Consider the following 22,642-nt stretch of genomic DNA (forward strand, 5'->3'; position numbering starts at 1 on the left):
CGTGAGGTGAAAAAGAAGATGGCGCACAAAACGCAGGAGCAACCGGAGATCTACGGCGTGATGGCTGAGTTCGATACGCCTACGGATTTGGTTCGAGCGGCACGACGCGCGCGCGAGGCCGGTTACCGACAAGTGGACGCCTTCTCGCCCTACCCGATCGAAGAGTTGAACGAAGCGATCGGCATTCGGCGCACGCGGTTGCCCGTGCTCATCCTCTTCGGCGGATTGCTCGGAACGTTGACCGGATACCTGTTGCAATACTACACGTCGGCCATCGACTACCCGATCAACGTCGGCGGACGTCCGTTCAACAGTTGGCCCGCTTTCGTGCCGATCACGTTTGAGTTGACCGTTTTGTTCGCCGCTTTTTCAGCCGTCTTCGGCATGCTCGGGCGCAACGGTTTGCCGCGCCCTTACCATCCGGTCTTCAACGTGCCGCGGTTCGAGTTGGCGAGCCGTGACCGCTTCTTCTTGTTGATCGAAGCGACCGACCCGAAGTTCGATCGTGAGGAGACGGCCGGTTTCCTCGCCGGCTTGAACGCACGCGAAGTCTCCGAAGTGGAGCCGTAGCGAAAGCGAGGGATCACATGCGAAACATGGTGTACAGCGCGAGGCTGAGGTGGTGGCGGCAGGCAGCCGTGTTGGCTTGCGCGGCGCTCAGCGTCGCCTTCGGCACGGCATGCCGTCAGGACATGCAAGATCAGCCGCGCTACGAGGCATACGAAAAGAGCGACTTCTTCCCCGACGGCGAAGCGTCGCGCCCGCTCGTTCAAGGGACGGTGGCGCGCGGATACTTGCGTGAGGATGCCGAGTTCTACACGGGCAAACGCGCGAACGGAACGGCCAATGGGCAGCGGCAATCATCCGGCGCCAATGGGCAGATGGCATCCGGCGGGGCCAATGGCGCTGCCGATGGGCAAGGCGGGCAGAACGCGCAGTACGACCCGACGTTGGTCAACGCCTTTCCGTTTCCTGTGACCAAAGACATAGTTGATCGGGGCGAAGAGCGTTACAACATCTACTGCTCGATGTGTCACGGGCGCACGGGTGACGGCAATGGCATGGTCGTGCAGCGCGGTTACCGGCGTCCGCCTTCGTACCACGAAGAGCGTTTGCGTCAGGCGCCGGTGGGCCACTTCTTCGACGTGATCACCAACGGGTGGGGATCGATGCCCGCTTACGGGTGGATGATTCCGCCGCGCGACCGATGGGCGATCGTCGCCTACATTCGCGCGCTGCAGTTGAGTCGCAATGCGACGCTCAACGACGTACCGCCCGAAGAGCGAAGCAAATTGGAAGCGAACGCTGCCACAGGAGGGAGCCGAGAGCAAAGATGAACCAGCGAGTGGAAACATCGCCGCCTGAGTTGGGACGCCTGCGCGGCATCGCCCTGATCGTCGGTCTTGTAGGCGCTGCTCTGACCGCGCTCGGCGCATTCATCGACGCGCGGCAGTTCTTCTTCTCTTACTTGATCGGGTACGTCCTATGGACGGGCGTGGCGCTTGGGTCTTTGGGAATCCTCATGGTCCACCATGTGGCGGGCGGCGCGTGGAGCTTGGTGATCCGTCGCATACTCGAAGCGGCAACGCGCACCATTCCGCTGATGCTGGTGCTCTTTTTGCCCGTGGCGCTCGGCATCCATCAGCTTTACGAATGGTCGCACAGTGAAGCGGTGGCGGCCAGCGAGCCGCTTCAACACAAGGCGCCGTATCTGAACGTCCCCTTCTTTTTGGCGCGCGTCGGGATCTACTTCGCCATTTGGCTGCTGCTCGCCCACTTGCTCAACAAGTGGTCAGCCGAGCAGGATGAGCGGGCGGAGACGCGCGAGATCGAGGGGCGCATGCAGCGGCTGAGCGGTCCCGGCTTGATCCTCTTCTTTCTGACGGTGACGTTCGCCGTCTTCGATTGGATCATGTCGCTTGATCCTGAGTGGTACTCGACCATCTTCGGATTGATCATGGCCACCGGCTGGGGAATGAGCGCGCTCGCTTTCACGCTCGCCATCTTCGTCTATTTGCGTCAGAGCGAACCGTTGCGCGCCGTGGTGCTTCCGGCACACCTGCACGATCTCGGCAAGTTCTTGCTCATGTTCGTGATGCTTTGGTCGTACCTGTCTTTCTCGCAGTTTTTGCTCATGTGGTCGGCCAATTTGCCGGAAGAGATTCCATGGTACTTGCGGCGGATGAGCGGCGGCTGGCAATACGTTTCCCTAGGATTGGTGCTGTTCCAATTCGCTTTCCCCTTCTTGCTGCTTTTGTCGCGCGACATCAAGCGCAATCCGCGGCGCATCGTCTCGATCGCGCTCTTTTTGCTTGTCGTTCGCTGGATCGATGCTGTCTGGTTGATTGCCCCCGAAGCGCACCGCGAGGAGTACCGCAGCGCGTTTCATCTGCACTGGTTGGACCTAGCGGCGCCTATTGGAATTGGCGGACTATGGGTCGCCTTTTTCGCGTGGCAGTTGAGTCGTCGTCCGTTGCTGCCGCAGCATGATTCGTTGCTGGAGAAAGCGCTGCATCCGGCGCATCACTGAAGCGAGGTTTGTGAAGATGGTTGGTGGAAACGGTCACCGCAGCAAAAACGGCGAAGAGCACGTAACCGAAACGCCCGATGTCTCGTACATTCGCAACCTCGATGTCGCCTATGAAAGAAGCGACGTCAACACGAAGGCGATTTTGAAGTTCATCGGATGGTTGGCGGCGCTGACGGCCCTTTGCTTTCTGATCGTGGTCGGCATGTTCAAGTACTTCGAGGCGAGCGCCGAGCGAAGCGAGGCCGAGACGATGCCGACCATCAGGCGCGAAGGCGAGCAGCGTTTGCCGCCCGAGCCGCGATTGCAGCTTGCGCCGGGCCACGCCATTCATCCGCTCGATGATCTCAAAAGATTGCGCGCCGAAGAGGATGCTGTGCTGAAAAATTACGGTTGGGTCAATCGCGAGGCGGGCATCGTTCAGATCCCGGTCGAGCGCGCCAAAGAACTGCTTGTCGAACGTGGGGTACCGGTGCGTCCATCGGCCAACGGCCAAACGGAAAGCCAAGGCGTGTACATCCCATCGCAACAAAGCTCCGGCAGGATGGTTGAGAAGAGGGTGCGCGAGACGAGCCTTCGGTGAAGATGATGCGACAATTTAGCATCCGAAATTTTAGTTTCGGCGGGCGACCAAGGCGATGAACCGTTGGGGCTCGGCGAAGCGTCCAAATGAGTAGAAGGGAATCGTTCGGGGCTGCCAGCTCATCAAGGAGTTGATGATGATGAGGTCATACAACAGATTGGTTGTGCGCGGCGTCACGCTCCTGTTGCTCGTCGGAGCGTTGACCGGCGCGCGGGCGCAAAGCGGCGGCGGCCTCTACAAGCGCCCGCCCGAAGTGGGGAAACAGGAGACGGGCGTCCCCGAAGCGCTTAAGAACGTGCGCATCGAGCAGCGCTTGGATGAACAAGTGCCGCTCGACATCAAGTTGCGCGACGAAACAGGACAGCTCGTGACGATCGGCTCGTTCCTTGGGCGCAAACCGGCGATCCTCGCGCTCGTTTACTACGATTGCCCGATGCTTTGCAGTCAGGTGTTGAACGGGTTGCTTGGCAGCCTGAACGCCGTGCCGTTTACTGCCGGACGCGACTTCGAGGTTTTAGTCGTCAGCTTCGATCCGCGCGAAAAGCCGGAATTGGCTGCCGGCAAGAAACGGTCGTATATGATCCGTTACACGCGACCCAATGCTGAACAGGGATGGCACTTTCTAACCGGCGATGAGAGCGAGATTCGACGGCTGACCGACGCCGTTGGTTTCCATTACGCTTTCGACGAACGAACGAATCAGTGGGCGCATGCGAGCGGGATCATCCTCTTGACGCCGCAGGGCAAGGTTGCGCGCTACTTCTACGGCATCCAGTACGAACCGCGCGATTTGCGGCTGGGCTTGGTTGAAGCATCGGAGAATAAGATCGGCTCGCCCGTCGATCAGCTTCTGCTTTACTGCTTTCACTATGATCCGGCTGCTGGCAAATACGGCCCCGTCGTGTTGAACATCGTACGGTTGGCCGGAGCGCTCACGCTGGTCGGGTTGGGCGGATTGTTGTTGGTGCTGTGGCGACGCGGGGCCGCTCGTAAGTCGCCAACGACGGGAGGCGTTACGTAAAGCATATGCAGCAGTTTCCATCCGAATTCAAACTGATGCCGGAGCAAGCTTCCACCATGGCCGGACAGGTGGACGCGCTCTACTTCTACTTGGTCGGCATCACGCTCTTTTTCACCGTTCTGATCGTCTCGGGGATCATCTTCTTCGCCGTCAAATACCGGCGTCGGTCGCCGTATGAGATCCCACGCCCGATCGCCGGTTCGATGAAGCTCGAGACGATCTGGACGCTGATCCCGTTTCTGATCGCGATGTCGATCTTCGTTTGGGGCGCGAAAGTTTACTTTGCGCAATACCGCATCCCGAAAGATGCGCTCGATATCTACGTCGTCGGCAAACAGTGGATGTGGAAGATGCAGCATCCCACCGGACAGCGCGAGATCAACGAGCTGCACATCCCGATGGGGCGCAAGGTCCGGCTGACGATGACCACCGAAGATGTCATTCACAGCTTCTACATCCCGGACTTTCGCGTCAAAATGGACGTGGTCCCAGGCCGCTACACGCAGATGTGGTTCGATGCGACCAAGCCCGGCAGATACCATCTCTTTTGCGCCGAATACTGCGGCATGAACCATTCAAAGATGGGCGGAACCATCGTCGTCATGCGTCCCGATGAGTATCAAGCGTGGTTGAGCGGCAATGCGAGCCAGATGTCGCCAGCGCAATTGGGCGAGCAGCATTTTCAGAATCTAGGCTGCACGACCTGTCACTTGAACGGCGGGCGCGACGCTGGCGGACGCGGGCCGCAACTGGCTGGAATTTTCGGCAAGCCAGTCCAGCTCGAAACGGGTCAGACCGTCATTGCTGATGAGAACTACTTGCGCGAATCGATCTTGAATCCGGGCGCGAAGATCGTCGCCGGATACTCAGCCATCATGCCGACCTATCAGGGGCAGGTGACCGAAGAGCAGTTGTTGCAGTTGATCGCGTACATCAAGTCGCTGACGCCGCAAGGCGGAAGCGGCACTGCTGCTGCGTCGGCGACCTCAAACAGCACGTCGGCGAACACAAACGCCGGAGCACAGTCCTCCGGCAGCCCGAGTGGGCAGAGGAGGTAGGAGTCTCTATGAGCACCGCAGTGATCCACACGCCAGCGGAAGCAGCTAAGCCGCGAACGACCTATTTGAACGCGGGTTACACGCTGAAATCATGGCTTCTGACGCTCGACCATAAGCGGATCGGCATTCTCTATCTGTTGGGGGTTTCATTCTTCTTCCTCATCGGTGGCATTTATGCGACGCTGATACGTTTGGAGCTGTTGACGCCGCAAGGCGATTTGGTCTCGGCGCAGACCTACAACAAGCTCTTCACGCAGCACGGGATCATGATGGTCTTCTTCTTCCTGATCCCATCGATCCCGGCAGTCTTCGGGAACTTTTTGTTGCCGATCATGATCGGCGCAAAGGACGTCGCCTTCCCGCGCCTCAATCTGCTCAGTTGGTACATTTACATGACGGGGGCGCTTTTCGCTTCCTACGCGATGTTTGCCGGCGGCGTCGATACGGGCTGGACCTTCTACCCGCCCTACAGCACCAACTACGCTAACACTTACGTGATCGCGACTGGCTTGGGGATCTTCATCGCTGGTTTTTCGTCGATTCTGACGGGTTTGAACTTCATCGTCACCATCCACACGATGCGCGCGCCGGGCATGACGTGGTATCGGCTGCCGCTCTTTGTCTGGGCGCATTATGCGACGAGCCTGATCCAAGTTTTGGGAACGCCCGTGCTGGCGATCACGTTGCTTCTCGTGGCGTTGGAGCGCACGGTTGGCATCGGCATCTTCGATCCGCGGTTGGGCGGCGATCCCGTTCTCTTCCAACACCTGTTCTGGTTCTACTCGCATCCAGCCGTGTACATCATGGTGCTTCCGGCCATGGGCGTGGTGAGCGAGATCATCGCGACCTTCTCGCGAAAGCCCATCTTCGGCTACAAGTTCGTCGCCTTTTCGAGCTTGGCCATCGCCGTCTTCGGCTTTCTCGTCTGGGGCCACCACATGTTCACGTCGAGCCAGTCGGTTTACGCTGGCATGATCTTCTCGCTGATCAGTTATGCGGTGGCCATCCCATCGGCGATCAAAGTCTTCAACTGGACGGCGACCATGTACCGCGGCTCGATCTCGTACGATTCGCCGATGCTCTACGCGATGGGTTTCATCGGACTCTTCTTGATCGGTGGATTGACGGGGCTGTTCCTCGCCGCACTCGGGTTGGACGTGCATGTTCATGACACCTACTTCGTCGTCGCGCACTTTCACTACGTGATGGTAGGCGGCTCGTTGCTCGCTTACCTCGGCGCGATGCACTACTGGTGGCCCAAGATGACGGGGCGCCTTTACCCGGAAGGGTGGGCGCGTTTCGCCGCGCTGGTCGTCTTCGTCGGGTTCAACCTGACCTTCTTCCCGCAGTTCATCTTGGGTTATCTTGGGATGCCGCGCCGCTACCACACCTACGTGCCGGAGTTTCAGTTGCTGCACGTTCTTTCGACCGCTGGCGCGTCGATCTTGGCCGTCGGATTGATCCTGCCAGCCATCTATCTGCTTTGGTCGCTCAAGAGGGGACCGATCGCGCCAGCCGATCCGTGGATGGCGACCGGTCTGGAGTGGCGCACGAGTTCGCCGCCGCCGCCTGAAAACTTCGAGCGGACGCCAGTCGTTACGTGGAACGCTTATGAGTTCCGTCCGCAAGAAGAGACGGAAATCATCGGTCCACCGAGCGAGCCCGATGTCTCAAAACGCAATTAGTTTGTGAACGCGGCGGAGCGGTTCCGAGATGGAGCCGCTCCGGCCCGACGTCGTAAAAACGTCGAAAAGAAGGAGTCTCAAAGAGCCGTGGCACAAAGCGAAGTAACGGCGCAACGCGCAGTCGCGCATCATCCGGCGCTGGCGCACCACTTCGAGAACTTGGAGCAGCAGCGCGAGGCCAGTACGCTGGGAATGTGGATCTTTCTCATCACGGAGATCATGTTCTTCGGCGGACTGTTCCTCGCCTATTCGATCTACCGCTCGTGGTATCCGCAGGTCTTCGCCGAGGCGAGCCACCATCTGGACATCGTGCTCGGCGGCGTCAACACGGTCGTGCTGATCACGAGCAGTTTGACGATGGCGTTGGCCGTTTACCATTCCCAAGTCGGCAACCAACGCAAGCTCATCCTCTTCCTCGTCTTGACGCTGCTGCTCGGGTTGACCTTTCTCGGCATCAAGGTCGTCGAGTACTCGCACAAGTTTCACGACGGCCTGATCCCAGGCATTCACTTCCGCTATGATGGCCCGAACCCGCAACAAGCGCAGATCTTCTTCTGGCTCTACTTCGCGATGACCGGGCTACATGCGCTTCACATGATCGTCGGCGCTGGCATCCTTTCGTTTTTGATCTACTTCGCGTGGCGCGGGAAATATTCGCCCGAATATCATTCGCCGGTGGAGCTTTCAGGCCTCTACTGGCACTTCGTCGACATCGTCTGGATCTTTCTCTTCCCGCTGCTCTATTTGGTCGGATTCCATGTAAAGGGGTGATATGTCCGAACACATTGTTCCGAAAAAGACCTACTACGCCGTATTCGGCGCGTTGATGGCCCTGACGGCGCTGACCGTCTTCGTCGCGCGTTTCGACCTGCCGGGCTTACTGAACATCACGGTCGCACTGACGGTCGCCGTCATCAAAGCGACGCTCGTCGTGCTCTACTTCATGCATGTCCGTTACAGTTCGCGCCTGACGCAGGTGATCGTTGCGGCGGGCCTCTTCTGGTTGGTGATCATGCTCGTGCTGACGGCGAGCGATTACGTGACGCGCAATCTGCTCGCTCCGGTCGCGCGCATCTCGATGTAGCGCGGGCGTTTCAAAAAGGGTCGCAAAGGGATGATCTCGAAGAGCGTTGCCATTGAACTCACGTCGTCGCGCACGACGAGCGAGCGTCTCGTCGCGTTTGTGGAGCTGACTAAACCGCGCATCACGCTCATGGTCGTGATGGTGGCGGCGGCTGCCTTCTACCTCGGCGCGCGCGCGCCGTTCGACTACGCAACGCTCCTTCACGTCCTGTGGGGCATCGGGCTGCTCTCATCAGGCATCGCCGCGCTCAACCAGTACATGGAGCGCGAACGTGACCGCGCCATGCAACGGACGGCCCATCGTCCATTGCCTTCGGGTAGAGTGTCGCCGCGACAAGCCCTCGCCTTCGGCCTTGCGCTGACGACGCTTGCCGAACTTCACCTCGTGCTTTTCGTCGACTGGACGACGGCTTTGCTCGGCGCGGCGGTGATCATCGGTTACGTAACGCTCTACACCCCGCTCAAAACGCGCACTTCGCTCTCGACCGTGGTGGGCGCTTTCCCAGGCGCGATGCCGCCAGTGCTCGGCTGGGCCGCTGCGAACAAGGGATTCGGCCTCTCAAGTGCGCTCGGCATCGAAGCTTGGACGCTTTTTGCCATCCTCTTTCTCTGGCAGTTCCCGCACTTTCTCGCCATCGCGTGGATGTACCGCGAGGATTACGCGCGCGCGGGGATACGGATGTTGCCGGTGGTCGAACCCGACGGGCGCTCCACCGGAAGGCAGATGGTCATCTACGCCCTAGCGTTGCTGCCTGTCAGCTTGCTGCCGACGTTGATCGGTCTCGCTGGCCTCGTCTATTTCTGGGGCGCAGCGGCGCTCGGGACCATTTACCTGTGGACCAGCGTCCGCGCCGCACGGTCGCTTTCGAGAAACCATGCCCGGCAAGTGCTGCTCGCTTCGGTGCTCTACCTGCCGCTGCTCTTCATCCTCATGATCATGAACGCGCGTTGAACCGGCAGCGAGCGAAAAATCGCTCTTCTCCCCGCTCGTCGCGCGCCGCAACCCCTTCTCTTCTTGAGACAAGTTCGGAGTCCTGAACCGGGCATCGAGGCCGGATACCGCCCGCCGCGAAAACCGTCGCTTCCCGCACTTGCGGAATCGACCGCCCATTCAAACTGTATCTCGGATACAAGAGAACGATTCGTCGTTTCCCCTCACGCGTTGGAAGCCCTAGCTGCTGTCAGCTAGGGCTTCTGCGTTGAAAGGGGCGGTTAAACATCTTTTTGCGGAAGGTTTGCGTGAACGCGCCGGCTAAATGCACGCTCCTTTTTCTTCTGAATCTGTTGGATGCCAAGCTCACCCTGCTCTGGGTGCGCGCTGGAATGACCGAAGAAGGGAACTGGTTGATGGCGCGTTTGCTCGAAGCCGGAGACGCGCCTTTTCTTGCGGTCAAGGTGCTCGTCGGCGCATTTGCCGCCTATGTGCTCTGGCGTTGGTCCGACCGGCGGCTGGCGCGCGGCGGGCTTGATTTTGCGCTCGCTCTCTACCTAGGCTTGATGTTGATCCATGCGGTCACGGCTGCCGTTGTTTTCGACGGTCGGCTTTCGGCGGCGACGGCAGTGCAGTTCTTCAAATGAGTTGCCGTCGCGCTTTTCGGCGCTGTCTGATTGCTGGCGGGGGAGAAGGCATCGAGCGCCCCGTTTTCTCACCTAGCTTGGCCGTGCGATGATCCGAAACAACAACTTTTCGGCTCGGCAAACCAGCGAAAACTTCGCTCCGCCACCGACGCTTTAACGATCAAGGCTCGTAGGTTGGCTAAAGTTTGGCCGAGGAATTAGACTTCAATCGTGGGGACTTTCCCCATGGGAAGAAAGGGAAGCTCAGCCATTGGAAACGCTGCGCTTTGTGCTAGACTTCAGTTGTCGGGAGTATTTGCCCCGGAGCGTCGAAGACGATGAATCGTTCACCAAGACTTTATCAGCTTTCGGTGCGTCAGATGCTGCTCATCGCCCTCGTTTCGGCGTTGATTGCAGCGGGCATCGTCTCGTGTTTCAATCGTTGGAGTCAAAGGCTCCAGCCGGACGGCGCCGCTTTCACGGAAACAGCTCCGCCCGGCATCACTGATCCTTCAGTTGCGACCGATGAGCGCAACAACATCGAGATATATCGTGCCATTTCGCCCGGCGTGGTCAACATCAAGTCGATCTCCGGCGGGCGAAGTTTCTTCGATCCCGTGCCGCGCGAAGGCACGGGCTCCGGCTCGGTGATCGATCAAGAAGGGCACATTCTGACCAACGATCACGTCATCGCCGATGCGCGTCAACTGTTGGTCGATTTCGGCAACAACCGGGTCTTCCGCGCACGGGTGGTTGGACGCGATCCAGACACGGATCTGGCGGTGATCAAGGTCGACAACGTACCGCGCGATCTTCTGCGTGTGGTGCCTTTTGGCGATTCGGACCAGTTAATGGTCGGTCAGAAAGTGCTCGCCATCGGCAACCCGTTCGGTCTCGACCGGACGTTGACCACTGGCATCATCAGCGGTTTGCAACGACCGATCTATTCGCAAGCGACCGGGCGTTTGATCGAGGCGATTCAAACCGATGCCTCCATCAATCCGGGTAATTCCGGCGGCCCACTGCTCGATTCGCACGGGCGAATGATCGGCATCAACTCACAGATCCTGAGTCCATCGGGAGCGTTTGCTGGCGTCGGCTTTGCCGTGCCAGTCAACGTCGCCAAGCGCGTCGTTCCGCAACTGATCAGCAACGGTTATGTCGTTCGGCCCAAACTTGGCGTCTACACGCGCGACGTTACTCCCGAGATGGGGTTGCCCGTCGAGGAAGGACTTATCATCGTACAGGTCGAACCAAACGGTTCGGCCGCTTCGGCTGGTTTGCGCGGCATCTCGGTTACGCCTGACGGTGATTATGTGCTCGGCGACATCATCCTTGCTGTGGATGGCGAGCGCGTGCGCAACAGGGACGATCTGACGCGCATCCTCGATCGCCACGAAGTAGGCGATGTTATTCAAGTCGAGGTTTGGCGCGACGGCAATCGCGTTCGCCTCCCCGTAAGATTGATGTCTGAACGTCGCGGCCTGTTCCGTCGTTGATCCTTCAGCTTGAAGGGGACGGCGCGTGGTACGCCGGTTCGGGCCGCAGCGGACAATCACCTTCTCTTGAAGATGAAGACGCAAGAGAGCAAACTACATAATCTGTTCACGCTGCTCTTTCAGGCGCATCCGTGGCATGGCGTGGCGCCGGGTGAAGAAGCGCCCGAAGTGGTCAACGCTTACATTGAGATCGTCCCGACCGATGCCGTCAAATACGAACTCGACAAAGTCTCGGGCCACCTGCGCGTTGATCGACCGCAACGCTTCTCCTCCTTCTGCCCGACGCTTTACGGCTTCATTCCGCAGACCTTTTGCGGCGAAGCGGTCGCCGAAATCTGTCGTCAACGAACCGGACTGACGGACGTCGAAGGCGACGGCGATCCGATGGATATCTGCGTGTTGACGGAGAAGACCGCCGCACATGGCAACTTCTTCGTGCGCGCGCGTCCCATCGGCGGCTTGCGGATGATCGACGGCAACGACGCCGATGACAAAATCATCGCCGTGCTTGAATCCGATGTCGTTTACGGACGGCTTGAAGACATCACCGAGTGTCCGAAGGGCTTGATCGATCGGCTCAAGCATTACTTCATGAGCTATAAACAGCTTCCCGACGAAGCTCCGCGTCGCGTCGAGATCATCGATGTTTACAACCGGGCCGAAGCGTTGGAGATCATCCGGCGCAGCATCGCTGACTACCGCGAACGGTACGGCGAGCCGGAGGAGCGCATGGGTGCTTTGCGTCGGCTGCTCTCTTCGTAGCTCCCACACCGGGCGAGCGACGAGCAAGAAACACTTCGGTCGCTTAGACGAGCTTCAGTCAAAGCCGTGGCGCTCGTGTTCTCTCGTCGCGTCTTGAGCACGTTGCGTGCGACGCGAAGGCGGTGCGCTTTTCGCCAACCATCGCGCTTCTTCGCATCGTGTTAGTCCGGGAAGCCCTCCTTGACGCCTACCCGCGCGTTCGGGGCCGCTTTTTCAAGCGTTGAAGCTGATGCGATCCGTAATCTATGGCAGTGATCAATCGGTGTCTATTTCTCAAGCGTTGCGCTAGAGCTGGTGCGACTCCGGTTGCAGAACCAGTTCGTTGAGCACGCCTTCGCCTTCTTGCGTAGCAGCGAAAAAGACGGCGCGCGCGGCAGCTTCCGGCGTCAACATCTTCTCGCGCTGCACGCGCATGCCTATCGCATCCCAAAAGCTCGTGTTGACGCCACCGAAATGGAGCAGGCTAAAGCGCACGCCGGCACGCTTGTATTCGAGCGCGAGCGCTTTCATCATTCCGGTTAGCGCGAACTTGGCGGCGCAGTAGGCAGCAGCATGAGCCATGGGCGCGCGTCCAAGGATGCCCGGAATCGCGATTACATGTCCGTGCCGCTGTTTCTCCATGACGGGCAACACCGCTTTGGCGACGAGAAACGCGCCGCGCGTGTTGACGTTCATCAAGCGATCGAAATCGTCAAGACTCGTCTCTGCGAGAGGTTTGAGTGCGCCCACGCCAGCGGCGTACAGCAGTGTGTCGACGCGACCGAAAGAATGAAGCGTCTCGCTCACCAGACGTTCCACGTCCGTCGGCAGAGTAGCGTCCGCTGGCTGGACCAACACGCGACTTCGCTGTTCGCGTTCGAGTTTGAACTGAAGCTCCAGCAATTCGGCTTCCGTGCGCGAGGCGATGACGAGATCGGCTCCGGCGGCGGCGAACATCTCCGCCGCCGTCCGCCCAATTCCGCGTCCCGCACCGACGACCATCACGACCTTGCCGCTTAGATCCATTTTCGCTTTGCTCCTAGAGAAAAAATAGTCTCCTTGCCCAAGCGCGGTCCGTCGCTGCTTCGCTCAAGCGAAAATGACTCGTGGCTTTGAAGGTCTTATCACGAAAAGCTCAAAGGATGATGGCGCCGCCGACAAATAGAATCGAATATGGATGCTCGCTGGCGTTGCGCTGGCTCACAGGTGAGCTTTTCGAAGATGAAAGGCCGAAAGGACTCGGAACGGCGCCCATACGGTCGCACGAGATGAACTTTCAAACGTGCGCGGCAATCTGCCCCGGTGTGCCTTTGCAAAGACCACCTGTCGCATGAGATGAAGGAACTTTCAAGCGAGTGCAGACGGTTCCGTCGATGAATTTTTCGGACAAGAGAGGCAAAAGTTACTCATCCCAAGATGTAATTTTTACATCGGGGTTTTGCGGACCAGCGGATGCCCGTTTTGGTCTCGACGTAAGTTGTTGCAATTCAGTATTTTAGTTCGCTTCCCCGGGGCACTCAAAAGGGGGCTTGCATGGCACGGACGTTGCGATGTATATTATGGGGCAAGAGAGACGGTTGGTGGATCCTCCGTCTCGGTGGTTGCTGGGGTGAGGACAGTAACCACATAATTTAAGGCGGGTGCGGCATTCCCCAAGTTTGTCGCACCCGCTTTTTAGATCGTGCGGCACTTCATAACGGTCATGGCGGTCCTTCGCAGACCGAATCACCAACACAACGGGAAAGTCCCCTTCAGCGTCGGTGCGTTTTTGATCGGCCTGTGTTCGGCGCTCGTGTTAGAATCGGCAGTGCGCAAGAGCGCGCACGCGATGGAGACGAGCATCTACCGCCGGGAGTACGCTTCCTTCTGTTCCGAAAAAGAGCGCAGGAGCTACGCTGAGGTTACGGGGCGCAACATCGGAGCCGACGAAGAGCTGCTTGAAGAGCGTTACGCCGATCTCTGGGCACGCGACCACATCAGCGACTTGTCTCGCGCCTTGGATGAGACGTCGGCAGAATTCGCCACCGAACGCGCTGCCCTCGAGTTGTTGCTTGCAGCTGCACATGTCCTTTACGTTGAGGCGTCAGCACGTTCGGTCGCAGACGAATTGAGGGCGTGCGAACAAGGCGCGAAGTGGGACGAGATACGTCTTCAAGCTGCGGAAGAGGCGCGTCCGAAGGAGAGGCGAGCCTTGGTGCGTCGCGCCCTCGATGCTCTCGCTGCATGTGACGATTTGCGCGCTGAGCGCTTGGCCCTCATGGAAGAAGCGGCCCGTACGCTGGGGCATCCCGGTTCGGTGGCGCTCTACGAAAGAGCCACGCGCGCGCAGTTCGATGAACTGGCTGTGGCTGCCAACGGATTCCTAGCGAGGACGGCCGAGCGCTATCTGGCGGCGCTGCGGGCGCGCCTGCGTTTCGATCCAGAATACGATTCGAGTGCGGAGTTTGATCTCGCCGATGAACTCCGCTTTCGTCGTCTGGCCGCGTTTGATCCTTTCTTCCCCGCCGAAGGGTTGCTTCCGGTCTGGCGCACCGCAGTCGAACGACTGCAGATCAGGCTGGACCAGATGCCGAATCTCAAGGTCGAACCCATCTTCATGCCCCATGGCGAAGCGCGTTGCTTTGCCGTCGCTCCGCCCGACGAAGTGCATCTTGTTATCGGCCAAGGGACGGGGCTGCCGCGTTATGCATCCCTTTTTGCCGAAGGCGGGCGAGCGCTCTACTTCGCTTGGGCATCGCGCCAGATGGCGGCGCGTTATCCGGAGCTGATCCATTCGCCTGATCGCGCGCCCGAAGGCGGACATGCCGCTCTTTTCCGTCGGTTGTGGTGCGATGCGCGTTGGATCGAAGAAGTGCGTGGGTTGCCTTCCGCTGAAGCGCGTCGCGTGGCCCACGCCACGTCGCTCGCTGAACTCCACGCGGCGCGATTTTGGTGCGTGCTTGCGCAACGGTTCGTCGCCGAAAACGCCGCGCTGCAGCGAAGCGAGTTCGCCGCTGCGCTTGCAGACGCCACGGGATTCGAGCGAACGGCAGCAGCCCTTCAGGTGGAGGTCCGCGAAGGGTGGCAGGCGACGACGGAGCTTCGCGCCCTCTGCTTCGCCGTTATGTGGAATGAACGGCTGCGCACGCGCTACGGGAGAGCGTGGTGGCGCACGCGCGGCGGACGTGATGAATTGATCGATGTTTGGAACGTGGGAGCGCGTTACGCGGTCGAGGAGCTGGCACCGCTCATTGGCGCCGGCGCGCTCGATTACGACTTCATGGCCGATGCCATGCTCGATTGTTTGGGGGACGAAGACTGAGCGCCCCATCACATCTGAGCTGCGTTCGATTCTTTTGGAGAAGAAGCTGGATGAACGCCGTCGAGAGAAAGCGCGCTATCGCGGTGCGAACGGAGGCGCAGAGCGCCGCCTACGAAGTGGAAGTCGGCGTTGGCTTGCTTGCAAATGTTGGGGATCACGTGCGTGGGGCTGTGGGCCAACGCGCGCGGCGCGCGTTCGTCGTTTCCAACCGGCGCGTGTGGACGCTCTACGGCTTGCAAGTCGCCGAGGGATTGCAACGCTGCGGCTTCGACGTCGTGCATTGGCTGATGGGGGAAGGCGAGCGACACAAGAATTTGCGCACAGTGGGAAAAGCCTTGGAGCGTTTGACGGAGGCGCGCTTTGAGCGCAACGATGTTGTCGTTGCGCTTGGCGGCGGCGTGATCGGCGATCTCGCCGGATTCGTCGCGGCCATCTACCTGCGCGGGTTGGCTTTGGTGCAGGTGCCGACGACGCTGCTGGCCCAGATAGATGCGTCGGTGGGCGGCAAAACGGGCGTCAACATGCGTGCAGGCAAGAATCTCGTCGGCGCCTTCCACCAACCGCGCGCCGTCATCGTCGACGTGGAAACCTTAAAGAGTCTGCCGCGGCGCGAGCTTACGGCGGGCTGGTGCGAAGCGATCAAGCACGGTGCAGTGGGCAGCCGCGCGCTCTTCGAAGCGACGCGCGACCGATTGGCTACCGGCAAACCTTTGGACGACAGCAAAGCGCTGGCTGACTTGATCGCTGCGCACTGCGCTTTCAAAGCGGAGATCGTCTCCGGCGATGAGCGCGAAGAGATGACGCGCACGGATCGGCGCTCACGGCGCATCTTGAACTTCGGCCACACGGTCGGCCATGCGCTCGAAGCCGCGACCGGCTACCGCCGCTTGCGTCACGGCGAAGCGGTCGGTTACGGCATGATGGCCGCAGGCGAAATCTCATCGCGGCTCGGACTGCTCGCGCGCGCAGAACTGGAGGAGCTGTGCGCCGCCATCGGATTGGCCGGTCGCTTGCCGAAGCTCACAAGCCTCGATTTGGACGCCGTTCTCGCCGCCTTGCGTCTCGATAAAAAGTCGCTCGGCGGCGAACTGCACTGGGTTCTGCTCGAAGGCATCGGTTGCGCGCGCGTCGTTCCGGAGCGCGAAGTCGAACCGTCCGCGGTGCGCGCCGCGTTGCGGTCCATTCTCGGTTGAGCTTTCTTGAGGGAGGATTCCAAGATGTACAGCGTAGTGCGCGTTGAAAAGAGCGAGGTCGAAAAGAGCTGTGGGCATACCAACGTTCGACGAGCGAACGAGCACGGCGGGGCGACCTTGAAGTTTATTCTCATCATCGCCCTTGTCGCGTTGGCTGCATATTCGTTGCTGCAATACGTCCCCGTCGCCATTCAAGCTTACGGTTTGAAGGACTTCATGCAGGAGAAGGTTAACATCGCGGCGGCGACGGGCAAATCTGCCGAGTGGGTCGTCAAAGAGATCAAAGCTGGCGGCGAGCAGTACGGCATGCCGCCCGACGCGGTCGTTCAGGCACGGCAGAATGGCAACCGCATGGAAGTGCACGTGCAGTTCGTGCGCCTCATTCAGTTCCCCGGCTTCACTTACCAGTACTCATTCGACCACACGGCGCGAAGCAACAGTTTCCTCTCTTCCTAATGAGATCGCGCTCGCCGCGCAGCGTGGAAGGCGGCTGATGCGCCGCTTTGGACCTGAATCCCTTCCCTCGCGTGATTCGGCACGTTCGTCGCGCTGTAAATGAGCTGAGCGAGCGGCGGCGCGGCGCTGGAGCGCCTTACCTTCGCGTGATTTGGCGCGTTCGTCGGCGCGTGCTATAACGTCGGCGCGCATGCCATCGGGTCGAACGCATGATCTTGTGACCTTGCTTTCGCTCGCGCCGACGGCCTTTTTGGTTTGGGCTTTGACGCGCGATCCGGCGATGAGCGCGCTCGTTGTCGCTGCCACGCTCTTCGGTGGGTTGATGTTTGGCCCTGATCTCGATACGACATCGCGCCAATACAGCCGTTGGGGGCCGTTGCGGTTCATCTGGTGGCCTTATCGCCTCTTCTTCGCACATCGGTCGCGCTGGTCGCACGGGCTGCTTTTCGGGACGCTCGTGCGCGTCTTCTACTTCACGGGCATCGTCGCGCTTCTGTTGATCGCAGGCGTTTGCTTGCGCGCGCTTTTCGTCCACGGCGCCGCCCCGGGCACAACTGAAATGCTCGAAGCTTGGAGCGCGATTCAGGGCGAGATCGAAAAAAGAATCGGGCGGCGGGCGATGTTGGCGGTGGTCGTCGGGTTGTGGTGGGGGGCTGCGATTCACACGCTCCTCGATCTGCTCGCCTCCGTCGCGCGCAAACTATTCGACGTCTTTTAAACCTTCCGCGTCCGTCGATGGGAAGCTGAGCCGGTTTCGAAGACCTTCAATCGGATACGCCTCCAAAGGAAGCTTCTAGCCGTCGCAAAAAGTTGCGCCAGTTGGGTGGAACGGTCGGTACTGATGCGCATCCTTTTGCAGATCGGTCCAGCGCAACGAACTTACGGGAGGAGATACCAGTTAGTGGTAGTGAGCTTTCTTTCGCGCTCGCCGCGACGCACAGACTCGACTGCCGGGCCAGTGGAGCGCAAGTCGGCGGTTGCGCGCGTTCTTTCGCGCTGGCGCGTCTGAGCTACTCGCCAAGACGAGTTTGCGCGAGCCTGAGCGCTTGACGGCGGACGGCCTCCGAAACGTTTCTGTTTTGCGCAAGCGCTCGAAGATCTTTAGCATAGAGGCGCGGCAAGATGTTCATCGCGGTCGGAATGGGCGTGCGCGGGTTGCGCGCGAGGTTGTGTATGATCGGATAAGAACGCGCCCACGACCGGTTGAGAGCGATCAAACGGAGCACCTCTTCGGGCACGGTGCGCATGGCGGCAATTGTTTCGACTTCGTGATCCGTCAAACGCGGGTTCTTCATGACCGCTGTGGCGACGGTCTTGTTCGCGTCGCGAATCAGGATGTTGCGGACTTCGCGGTCGCCTTTGAGCGCCAGTTTGACGCGATCCTTGACGCTCATCAGCATGACGCGGCGGATAAGCGAGATTCGCTCCGGTGCGATCTCCTCGTCGCCCTGCATCTCGGCGATGATGCGCTCGACGTTGCTCGCGCGTTGCGCCTCGGTCTCTTCAACCAGCTCTTCGATCTTTTCAAGCGGCAACCATGAATCGTCGAGATCAACGTCGGAAACCTCAATATGCGCCGCGAGTAACCACAAGTCTTGTTCGGCGATCTGGCGCGTGCCCGTCGATTCCGCTGCTTCGACGAACTCTGCGGCTGCAACGAGCCCGCGCGCGCGCATCTCCTCAGCGATTTGGCGCGCACCCCGTTCCTTTTCGAAGAACTCGCGGCGCGTCTCGATGGCGCGCCGTTCAGCCTCGGGCGTGCGCGCCGGGTTCTGCAAAATGGCCTCGATGATCTCAGGCGCGCGGATTAAACGCTGTTGATTAATCGCGATCGTCTCGAGCAGCACTCCATCTTCAGTCGCACGTGCGATCTCCAACACGGCTTCGTCGGGCGTACGCTCATTGAGCACCAGCGCTTCGTGTATGATCCGACCAAGGTCGCGTCGCGAGGCGAAGTACGCCAGGACCCGCGGCGAGAGTTCGCTGGTCCTTACGGTTCCAAGCAAGTCCTCCTCTTTTTGCGTGTGAAGCGATTCCTCTGCCGCACGCGCGATCTCTTGATCAGCGTCGGCGCGCAACCCGACCAAGACCTCAAGCAAGTCGGCTTGCGGCAATGGCAGCAGCCCACGCGCTGCGGCAAGCCTCGCCTGCCGCGGCGCCGCACCGGAGAGAACCGCATGGACTACGGGATTGAGCGATTCGGCGCCCATACCGTTTGAAACTTTTAACATGAGCGGCGCTCTTCTGACTAGGGCCACTCGGAAAAATCCAAATTTTTGGATAAGAAATCCAAATTTTCGTTCAAAAGCCGCTGCAAGGCGATCAAAGGGGGACCGCGCTTTCAAGATAAATGTAGTTTAATCAAAGGTTTAGCCGAAATCCGGGGCGTCCTCGAATTGTGGCGCGTGACTTGCCTTAATAATGCTTCGGAGCAATCCGTGTCCAAATAGCTTTCGATAAAGCTTTAATGAAAGGAGTTGTCACAAGACATGGGCAAGAAGGTTTCACTTCTCCTCTCGCTGCTTGTGGCCGTGTGCTGTTTTTCAGCGGCGACTTTTGCCCAAGAGACCACAGGTGCCATTGAGGGCATAGTGAAAGACCCGCAAGGCGGCGTGGTTCCGGGCGTGACTATCACGATCACAAGCAAAGCGACCACAGGAGGCGCGGCTCCCAGCGCGTCGGTCGGTTTCCGGCGCACTCTGACGACGGATCAAAACGGTTTCTTCCGGGCGTTGGAGGTCCCTCCGGGCGTTTACACGATTTCGACGGAACCGACAGCCGGGTTTGCGGCTGCCACGGTTGACAACGTTGGGGTTATCCTCGGCAAAACGACGCCAGTCACGATAACCCTGCAAACGGGTGGCGTGCAGGCAGCGGTGACCGTAACGTCTGAAGTCGGTGCGATCGATCCGACCGACAATAAAATTCAGACCAACATCACAGCCCAAGTGGCAGAGTTGTTGCCCAAGGGAACGAACTTCACAAGCCTTTTGCAAGTTGCTCCCGCTGTCAGGCCGGAGCCTCTGGCAGGTGGATTTCAAGTTGACGGTGCCTCAGGTTCGGAAAACACGTTCATCATCGATGGACAGGAGGTCACCAACTTCCGCACGGGCGTTTTGAACGCCAACTTCAACCTGCCGTTTCAGCTGGTTCAAGAAGTTCAGGTCAAATCTTCTGGGTTTGAAGCGGAATTTGGCGGCGCCACGGGCGGTGTGATCAACGTCGTCACCCGCGGTGGAACCAACGAGCTGCATGGTGAGTTTGGCGCGCAATTCCAACCAGCTAAGTTACAGGCGGGGCCGCGTCAATTCCTTCGCGAATTCCGTACAGGGAGAGTATCGACGGGTAACTTCGTTGCGATTCCGGAGTACATCCGTCCGCGGCGAGATGGCGGCACGGATGAGTTCTTCTTTGGCACCATTAGCGGTCCGATCGTCAAGAACAGGTTGTGGTTTTTGACGAGCTACTCGCCGCAGTACTACAACACGGTTCGCGATTTGAGCTACATCACGTCTGATCCGCGCACGAGAACGGTTACGCAAACGGCCGTCTATCGGGCGCAGCGGATCAACTACTACGCCTTGACGCGGCTCGATGCGGCCATCACGGACAAGATTCGGGCGACGGGAAGCTTTACGTGGAGCCCGATTGCGCAAAAGGGCGTTTTGCCGGCATTCACCGATGCGCTAGGCGCACCTCCTCAGGCGCCCATTGGCGGTCAGACGCTGGTTGGTCCTGACTTTTTGCGGCAGCAGGGCGGGCGACAGAACGCCAACGATGTTTCGGGCAAAGTAGATTGGACCCCGACGAGCAAGCTGGTGATCAGCGCTCGCGCTGGTCGGAGCTTCCTGAACGAGAAGCTCAACTCCTATGGGATACCTCGACAAACACGCTACATTTGCAACGCCGCAAGCAGCGCCTCGCTCGCTCAACAGTTTGGCGGCTGCACTCCTGGGTTCCAGAACTTTGCCAGTAACTTCCAGATCGATTACGACGTCTCGATTCGCAAGACCTTCGATGGTGACGTCAGCTATTACGTGAGCAGCTTTGCTGGGCGGCATCAGTTCAAGTTTGGCTATCAGTACAACGGCATCAGCAACGACGTCAGTCAGGGCTACATCAACGAAGGCGTGGTAGTCCTTTACTACGGACTGACGATCGACAACTTGGCTGGTCTTGCGCCCACCCCGGGAGCAATCGGCTCTGGTTTCTTGCAGCGTTTTGGCACCAAGGGCAAGGCGAGCAGCAACAACCAGGGCGTTTATATTCAAGATAGCTGGCAACCCTTCCGTCGGTTGACGCTCAATTTGGGCTTCCGCACGGAGCGTGAGACCGTGCCGAGCTTCAGCCCGGGCAATCCCGGCATCACTTTCGGTTTCGGCGATAAGCCCGCCCCGCGCATTGGCTTCGCGCTGGATTTGACCGGCGATGGAAAGACGAAGGTGTTCGGTTTCTACGGCTGGTTCTACGATCGCTTCAAGTACGAGCTGCCGCGCGGTTCGTTCGGCGGTGACTTCTACCGCCGAGACTACTTCGAGATCTTCCCGAACACGACGCCGTACACCTTCTTCACCGTATCGCGAATCCTCGGCAGTAACCAAGATGTGCCCGGCGGTCGTTGTCCGATTCCGAACAGCACTGGGCTTACTCGCTGCCAATTCGACTTCCGCATCCCGTCCAATCAGGTCGGAGGAAGCATCTTCGAGGGTGGTGCCGTCGATCCGAACCTCAAAGCGCAACGGCAGAGCGAATTCACCGTGGGCTTTGAGCGCGAACTGGGATCGCCTAAGTCCTTCCTAGGGACGTTCGTCTTCAGCAGCCGCTATACGCACAAGCAGATCGATCGGGCTATTGAAGACATCGGCATCCCGACCCCGGAGGGGAGCGAAGCCTACATCATTGGCAATCCGGGATTTGGTTTGGCCGAGGAGGTGGCGCGCCAGTTCGGTTACCCGACGGTGAAGGCGATTCGTAAATACGACGCCCTAGAGTTGCGCCTCGACAAGCGCTTGTCTCGCAACTACTACTTCAACGCCAATTACACCTACAGCCGGTTGTACGGCAACTATCCCGGATTGGCCAACTCTTTCGAAGCTGGCCGAACGAGTCCGAACGTGAACCGCCTCTTCGATCTGCCGTTTGCGGCTTTCACCATGGACGGCAAGCCTGCTCTGGGCCGCTTGCCTACCGATAGGCCGCATGTTTTCAAGTTCTACGGAGCTTACACGTACGATTGGAGCGGTTCGAATTCGACGGAGTTCTCCGGCTTCACAACGGCGCAATCCGGAACGCCGCTAACGACTATCTTCACCCTCTACAACTTGAGTCCGACGTTCCTCTACGGTTTGGGCGATCTGGGTCGAACCAAAGCTTTCACGCAGACGGATTTCGCCATTCGGCACCGGTATCGCTTCGGAAGCGATCAACGGTACACGTTGGTCTTCGACCTCGATATCCTGAACCTGTTCAACGAAAGCAACGAATTGGGACGGCAGACGGCGCTTAGCCCGTCCAACATCACCGGTGGTGTTCTCGGGACAGGGGATGAGGTGACGACCATTCGCCGGATCTTCAACGGCGGAATTCGCGATTTGGTGGTCAACTACATCAACGCTTCACCGGATCGCAAGTTCAGCACCTATAACTTGACCAACGCTTACCAAGGACCACGCAGCGTTCGCTTCGGATTCCGTCTGCTCTTCTAGAATCCGTTCTGTCAAGCTTGAGCGTCCGGGCAAATGGAAACTTGCCCGGACGCTTCTCTTCCGCGTCACATCTTTCACGTGGCTTCGATTCACCACGAGCGCCGCCCGGAAGCCCCGCCTTTAGACGTGGGGAGGAAAGGCGGCTCCCTTCCTCTTGATTGATTATTTCGTGTTGTACATGAACCATGGGGTTCATCGCAGGATGGTTGTTGAAGATTTGATCTGGCTTTTAG

Annotated in this window: 21 protein-coding genes; 19 read left to right on the top strand and 2 right to left on the bottom strand. The window is 59.2% G+C overall.

All coding sequences use genetic code 11. From position 1 onward, the window contains the following. The first annotated feature begins 18 nt into the window (after positions 1-18). From C4334_RS06795 to C4334_RS06855, 13 genes are all read left to right on the top strand, one after another. Complete coding sequence (locus C4334_RS06795; protein ID WP_352431332.1) at positions 19-570, top strand: DUF3341 domain-containing protein; 552 nt, start codon at positions 19-21, stop codon at positions 568-570. Positions 571-587: 17 nt separating this feature from the next. Next, positions 588-1,337 (top strand): c-type cytochrome, encoded by a 750-nt coding sequence (locus C4334_RS06800; RefSeq protein ID WP_352431333.1) that lies wholly within the window; start codon positions 588-590, stop codon positions 1,335-1,337. Further along, positions 1,334-2,530 (top strand): hypothetical protein, encoded by a 1,197-nt coding sequence (locus C4334_RS06805; RefSeq protein WP_352431334.1) that lies wholly within the window; start codon positions 1,334-1,336, stop codon positions 2,528-2,530. The genes C4334_RS06800 and C4334_RS06805 overlap by 4 nt, the downstream gene beginning before the upstream one ends. Before the next feature lie 16 nt (positions 2,531-2,546). Continuing rightward, positions 2,547-3,110, top strand: a complete 564-nt coding sequence (locus tag C4334_RS06810; RefSeq protein ID WP_352431335.1) for a hypothetical protein — start codon at positions 2,547-2,549, stop codon at positions 3,108-3,110. A gap of 133 nt (positions 3,111-3,243) precedes the next feature. Next, complete coding sequence (locus C4334_RS06815; protein WP_352431336.1) at positions 3,244-4,131, top strand: SCO family protein; 888 nt, start codon at positions 3,244-3,246, stop codon at positions 4,129-4,131. 5 nt (positions 4,132-4,136) lie between these two features. Further along, positions 4,137-5,189 carry a cytochrome c oxidase subunit II gene (gene coxB, locus C4334_RS06820; RefSeq protein WP_352431337.1) on the top strand — a complete coding sequence of 351 codons (1,053 nt, stop codon included), beginning with the start codon at positions 4,137-4,139 and terminating at the stop codon, positions 5,187-5,189. A gap of 8 nt (positions 5,190-5,197) precedes the next feature. Then, entirely contained in the window at positions 5,198-6,874 is a 1,677-nt protein-coding gene (ctaD, locus tag C4334_RS06825) for a cytochrome c oxidase subunit I (RefSeq protein WP_352431338.1), read from the top strand. A gap of 87 nt (positions 6,875-6,961) precedes the next feature. Continuing rightward, positions 6,962-7,645 (top strand): cytochrome c oxidase subunit 3 family protein, encoded by a 684-nt coding sequence (locus C4334_RS06830; RefSeq protein ID WP_352431339.1) that lies wholly within the window; start codon positions 6,962-6,964, stop codon positions 7,643-7,645. A gap of 1 nt (position 7,646) precedes the next feature. Further along, positions 7,647-7,958 carry a cytochrome C oxidase subunit IV family protein gene (locus C4334_RS06835; RefSeq protein WP_352431340.1) on the top strand — a complete coding sequence of 104 codons (312 nt, stop codon included), beginning with the start codon at positions 7,647-7,649 and terminating at the stop codon, positions 7,956-7,958. 30 nt (positions 7,959-7,988) lie between these two features. Beyond that, positions 7,989-8,909: a heme o synthase gene (cyoE, locus tag C4334_RS06840; protein WP_352431341.1), complete on the top strand. Its 921-nt coding sequence runs from the start codon at positions 7,989-7,991 to the stop codon at positions 8,907-8,909. 287 nt (positions 8,910-9,196) lie between these two features. After that, positions 9,197-9,535 (top strand): DUF5658 family protein, encoded by a 339-nt coding sequence (locus C4334_RS06845; RefSeq protein ID WP_352431342.1) that lies wholly within the window; start codon positions 9,197-9,199, stop codon positions 9,533-9,535. 317 nt (positions 9,536-9,852) lie between these two features. Continuing rightward, positions 9,853-11,013 (top strand): S1C family serine protease, encoded by a 1,161-nt coding sequence (locus C4334_RS06850; RefSeq protein WP_352431343.1) that lies wholly within the window; start codon positions 9,853-9,855, stop codon positions 11,011-11,013. A gap of 72 nt (positions 11,014-11,085) precedes the next feature. Next, a complete protein-coding gene (locus C4334_RS06855; protein ID WP_352431344.1) occupies positions 11,086-11,775 on the top strand; it encodes an inorganic pyrophosphatase in 690 nt (229 codons plus the stop codon). A gap of 285 nt (positions 11,776-12,060) precedes the next feature. Here C4334_RS06855 and C4334_RS06860 read toward each other — a convergent pair whose 3' ends face one another. Then, positions 12,061-12,780: an SDR family oxidoreductase gene (locus C4334_RS06860; protein WP_352431345.1), complete on the bottom strand. Its 720-nt coding sequence runs from the start codon at positions 12,778-12,780 to the stop codon at positions 12,061-12,063. Between the two features lie 802 nt (positions 12,781-13,582). On the opposite strand from C4334_RS06860, the gene C4334_RS06865 reads away from it, so the two are divergent. The 5 genes from C4334_RS06865 to C4334_RS06885 all read left to right on the top strand — a co-directional run bounded on the left by C4334_RS06865 (position 13,583) and on the right by C4334_RS06885 (position 17,713). Next, on the top strand, positions 13,583-15,055 hold the full coding sequence (locus tag C4334_RS06865; protein WP_352431346.1) for a hypothetical protein: 1,473 nt from the start codon (positions 13,583-13,585) through the stop codon (positions 15,053-15,055). 50 nt (positions 15,056-15,105) lie between these two features. Continuing rightward, entirely contained in the window at positions 15,106-16,248 is a 1,143-nt protein-coding gene (gene aroB / locus C4334_RS06870) for a 3-dehydroquinate synthase (RefSeq protein ID WP_352431347.1), read from the top strand. Between the two features lie 24 nt (positions 16,249-16,272). Further along, positions 16,273-16,704 (top strand): hypothetical protein, encoded by a 432-nt coding sequence (locus C4334_RS06875; RefSeq protein ID WP_352431348.1) that lies wholly within the window; start codon positions 16,273-16,275, stop codon positions 16,702-16,704. Between the two features lie 190 nt (positions 16,705-16,894). Further along, on the top strand, positions 16,895-17,422 hold the full coding sequence (locus C4334_RS06880) for a metal-binding protein (protein WP_352431349.1): 528 nt from the start codon (positions 16,895-16,897) through the stop codon (positions 17,420-17,422). Positions 17,423-17,545: 123 nt separating this feature from the next. After that, positions 17,546-17,713: a hypothetical protein gene (locus C4334_RS06885; RefSeq protein ID WP_352431350.1), complete on the top strand. Its 168-nt coding sequence runs from the start codon at positions 17,546-17,548 to the stop codon at positions 17,711-17,713. 1 nt (position 17,714) lies between these two features. On the opposite strand, the gene C4334_RS06890 is transcribed toward C4334_RS06885, so the two are convergent. Next, positions 17,715-18,935, bottom strand: coding sequence for a hypothetical protein (locus C4334_RS06890; RefSeq protein WP_352431351.1), 1,221 nt, complete (start codon positions 18,933-18,935; stop codon positions 17,715-17,717). A gap of 258 nt (positions 18,936-19,193) precedes the next feature. On the opposite strand from C4334_RS06890, the gene C4334_RS06895 reads away from it, so the two are divergent. Then, positions 19,194-22,409: a TonB-dependent receptor gene (locus C4334_RS06895; protein ID WP_352431352.1), complete on the top strand. Its 3,216-nt coding sequence runs from the start codon at positions 19,194-19,196 to the stop codon at positions 22,407-22,409. The last annotated feature ends 233 nt before the right edge of the window (positions 22,410-22,642 follow it).

The sequence above is a fragment of the Pyrinomonas sp. genome, from assembly GCF_040289685.1.
Lineage (GTDB): Bacteria > Acidobacteriota > Blastocatellia > Pyrinomonadales > Pyrinomonadaceae > Pyrinomonas.

Bases quoted from the DNA above. Each gene is read 5' to 3' on its own strand.
- C4334_RS06815 (WP_352431336.1), top strand. From the start codon at position 3,244: ATGATGATGAGGTCATACAACAGATTGGTTGTGCGCGGCGTCACGCTC.
- C4334_RS06810 (WP_352431335.1), top strand. From the start codon at position 2,547: ATGGTTGGTGGAAACGGTCACCGCAGCAAAAACGGCGAAGAGCACGTA.
- C4334_RS06795 (WP_352431332.1), top strand. From the start codon at position 19: ATGGCGCACAAAACGCAGGAGCAACCGGAGATCTACGGCGTGATGGCT.
- C4334_RS06895 (WP_352431352.1), top strand. From the start codon at position 19,194: ATGGGCAAGAAGGTTTCACTTCTCCTCTCGCTGCTTGTGGCCGTGTGC.
- C4334_RS06890 (WP_352431351.1), bottom strand. From the start codon at position 18,935: ATGTTAAAAGTTTCAAACGGTATGGGCGCCGAATCGCTCAATCCCGTA.
- aroB (WP_352431347.1), top strand. From the start codon at position 15,106: ATGAACGCCGTCGAGAGAAAGCGCGCTATCGCGGTGCGAACGGAGGCG.
- C4334_RS06865 (WP_352431346.1), top strand. From the start codon at position 13,583: ATGGAGACGAGCATCTACCGCCGGGAGTACGCTTCCTTCTGTTCCGAA.
- C4334_RS06850 (WP_352431343.1), top strand. From the start codon at position 9,853: ATGAATCGTTCACCAAGACTTTATCAGCTTTCGGTGCGTCAGATGCTG.
- C4334_RS06835 (WP_352431340.1), top strand. From the start codon at position 7,647: ATGTCCGAACACATTGTTCCGAAAAAGACCTACTACGCCGTATTCGGC.
- cyoE (WP_352431341.1), top strand. From the start codon at position 7,989: ATGATCTCGAAGAGCGTTGCCATTGAACTCACGTCGTCGCGCACGACG.
- ctaD (WP_352431338.1), top strand. From the start codon at position 5,198: ATGAGCACCGCAGTGATCCACACGCCAGCGGAAGCAGCTAAGCCGCGA.
- C4334_RS06860 (WP_352431345.1), bottom strand. From the start codon at position 12,780: ATGGATCTAAGCGGCAAGGTCGTGATGGTCGTCGGTGCGGGACGCGGA.
- C4334_RS06800 (WP_352431333.1), top strand. From the start codon at position 588: ATGCGAAACATGGTGTACAGCGCGAGGCTGAGGTGGTGGCGGCAGGCA.
- C4334_RS06880 (WP_352431349.1), top strand. From the start codon at position 16,895: ATGCCATCGGGTCGAACGCATGATCTTGTGACCTTGCTTTCGCTCGCG.
- C4334_RS06875 (WP_352431348.1), top strand. From the start codon at position 16,273: ATGTACAGCGTAGTGCGCGTTGAAAAGAGCGAGGTCGAAAAGAGCTGT.
- C4334_RS06855 (WP_352431344.1), top strand. From the start codon at position 11,086: ATGAAGACGCAAGAGAGCAAACTACATAATCTGTTCACGCTGCTCTTT.
- coxB (WP_352431337.1), top strand. From the start codon at position 4,137: ATGCAGCAGTTTCCATCCGAATTCAAACTGATGCCGGAGCAAGCTTCC.
- C4334_RS06805 (WP_352431334.1), top strand. From the start codon at position 1,334: ATGAACCAGCGAGTGGAAACATCGCCGCCTGAGTTGGGACGCCTGCGC.
- C4334_RS06885 (WP_352431350.1), top strand. From the start codon at position 17,546: ATGCGCATCCTTTTGCAGATCGGTCCAGCGCAACGAACTTACGGGAGG.